Source organism: Azospirillum sp. B506 (assembly GCF_000333595.1).
GTDB lineage: Bacteria > Pseudomonadota > Alphaproteobacteria > Azospirillales > Azospirillaceae > Azospirillum.
The window spans coordinates 1-1955 of sequence record NZ_BADK01000549.1 but is presented as its reverse complement, the minus strand read 5'-3'; the positions used below and the strand labels follow the sequence as shown (position 1 = coordinate 1955).

At 70.8% G+C, this 1955-nt stretch carries 4 protein-coding genes; all 4 read right to left on the bottom strand.

The window, feature by feature from the left end; all coding sequences use genetic code 11:
• Positions 1-33 precede the first annotated feature (33 nt).
• Genes I71_RS16280 through I71_RS36025 form a run of 4 tightly spaced genes read right to left on the bottom strand, consistent with a single transcriptional unit; the run spans position 34 to position 1940 of the window.
• On the bottom strand, positions 34-918 hold the full coding sequence (locus tag I71_RS16280; protein WP_042695896.1) for a metal ABC transporter permease: 885 nt from the start codon (positions 916-918) through the stop codon (positions 34-36).
• Positions 915-1685: a metal ABC transporter ATP-binding protein gene (locus I71_RS16275; protein WP_042695895.1), complete on the bottom strand. Its 771-nt coding sequence runs from the start codon at positions 1683-1685 to the stop codon at positions 915-917. Before I71_RS16275 ends, I71_RS16280 begins: the two co-directional genes overlap by 4 nt.
• Positions 1682-1810 carry a hypothetical protein gene (locus tag I71_RS40600; RefSeq protein WP_280109884.1) on the bottom strand — a complete coding sequence of 43 codons (129 nt, stop codon included), beginning with the start codon at positions 1808-1810 and terminating at the stop codon, positions 1682-1684. Before I71_RS40600 ends, I71_RS16275 begins: the two co-directional genes overlap by 4 nt.
• On the bottom strand, positions 1800-1940 hold the full coding sequence (locus I71_RS36025) for a DUF1826 domain-containing protein (protein ID WP_280109885.1): 141 nt from the start codon (positions 1938-1940) through the stop codon (positions 1800-1802). The genes I71_RS40600 and I71_RS36025 overlap by 11 nt, the downstream gene beginning before the upstream one ends.
• Positions 1941-1955 lie beyond the last annotated feature (15 nt).

Here is a 1955-nt window from a genome sequence, read left to right as displayed (position 1 = left end):
CCTTGGGGACAATGGAATGCGGGGAAGAGGGACTCAGGCCGCCAGATGGCGGCCGGGAAACCAGCGCGTCCGCAGGCTGCCGACCGGCCCCAGCGCCAGCGACAGCAGATAGCCGGCCCCGGCCACCAGCACGATGGACGGCCCGGACGGCAGGTTGAGGTGGAAGGACAGCAGCAGCCCGCCGATGCCCGACGCGAAGGCGAGCGCCATCGCGGTCAGCGCCAGCGTGGCGATCCCTTCCGCCCAGAAGCGGGCCGATGCTGCCGGCAGCATCATCAGCCCCACCGCCATCAACGTGCCCAGCGCCTGGAAGCCGCCGACGAGGTTGAGGACGACCAGCACCAGGAAGACGAGATGGCACAATGCGCCGAGCCGGCCGCCCGATCCGCCGACCGCCCGCAGGAATCCAGGATCGAAGCATTCCACCACCAGCGGCCGGTAGAGCAGCGCCAGAACCAGCAGCGTGACGGTGGCGATGCCGGCGACCAGCAGCAGGCCGGCATCGTCCACCGCCAGGATGGTGCCGAACAGCACATGCATCAGATCGATGTTGCTGCCGCGCAGCGAGACGATCAGCACCCCGCCGGCCAGCGAGATCAGGTAGAAGGCGGCGAAGCTGGCATCCTCGCGCAGCGCCGTGACCCGCGACACCAGCCCGGCGAGCAGCGCCACCGCCAACCCGGCGAGAAAGCCGCCGATCCCCATCGTCCACAAGGACAGGCCGGCGGCGAGAAAGCCGATGGCGGCGCCGGGCAGCACGGCATGGGACATGGCGTCGCCCATCAGGCTCATCCGCCGCAGCACCAGCAGGACGCCGACAGGACCGCAGCCCAGCGACAAAGCAAGGCAGGCGGCGAGCGCCCGGCGCATGAAGGCGAACTCCAGAAAGGGTCCGACGGCGAAATCATAGAGGGTCATGGCGCAGGTCTCCGGCAGAGCGCGGCCTTGTCGTCCCAGCCCTCCGCCATCGCACGGGCGCGGACGAGGTTGGCGGGACTGAGCACATCGGCGGTGCGGCCCCAGGCAATCGGCTCGCGCGCCAGCAGAAGCGTGTCGGGAAAATGGCTGCGGACCTGCTCCAGATCGTGCAGGACGGCGACCACGGTGCGCCGCTCGCCATGCCAGCGCCGCACGACGTCGAGCAGGTCGGCGGTCGTCCGGGCATCGATGGCGGTGAAGGGCTCGTCGAGCAGGATCAGGCGGGCATCCTGCAGCAGCATGCGGGCGAACAGCACGCGCTGGAACTGCCCGGCCGACAGGGCGGCAATCGGCCGCCGTTCGAAACCGGTCAGCCCGACCACCGCCAGCGCCTCCTCCGCCTGGCGCCGCAGCGCCCTGCCGATGGAGCGGAAGATCCCGACGCGCCGCCAGTGCCCGAGCAGCACGGTGTCGAGCACGTCGATGGGGAAGTCGCGTTCGACCTCGGCCTGCTGCGGCAGATAGGCGATGTCGGCAGCGGTCAGGCCGTGCAGGGTCACCCGTCCGTCGAGCGGACGCAGCGCGCCGACCATCGCCTTCAGCAGCGTGCTCTTGCCGGCGCCATTCGGGCCGACCACCGCGGTCAGCGAGCCGTCCCGGAAGCCCCCGCTCAGATGATGGACTGCCGGATGCCGGCGGTATCCAAGCGTCAGGTCGGTGAGCCGGACGAGCGGAGCCGCAATCGCGTCCGAGAAGGGCAGGGTCATGCCGGGCCTCCCCATTCCAAGGCCCAGCCGACCGTCAGCCAGAGCAGGGCACACAGCAGGATCGCCACGGCGATTCGGCTCGCCGCCGAGGCGGCCAGGGGCGAGCGGACGCGGTCAGTGTTCATCATGGTCCAGGCACAGCAGCAGACGGGGGGCACCTGACGGGGCGGCGGGCGGCGAGCGATGGACGAGTCCGCGCCCGCGGTTGCCGGGCCAGCCCTCGCCCTTCAGCAGGGCGACATCGCCGGCGCTCAGTGATTGGACCCGGCC

What these genes read in the sequence shown, in the direction of transcription:
- I71_RS16280 (WP_042695896.1), bottom strand. Translation starts at nt 918, where the DNA reads ATGACCCTCTATGATTTCGCCGTCGGACCCTTTCTGGAGTTCGCCTTC.
- I71_RS16275 (WP_042695895.1), bottom strand. Translation starts at nt 1,685, where the DNA reads ATGACCCTGCCCTTCTCGGACGCGATTGCGGCTCCGCTCGTCCGGCTC.
- I71_RS40600 (WP_280109884.1), bottom strand. Translation starts at nt 1,810, where the DNA reads ATGAACACTGACCGCGTCCGCTCGCCCCTGGCCGCCTCGGCGGCGAGC.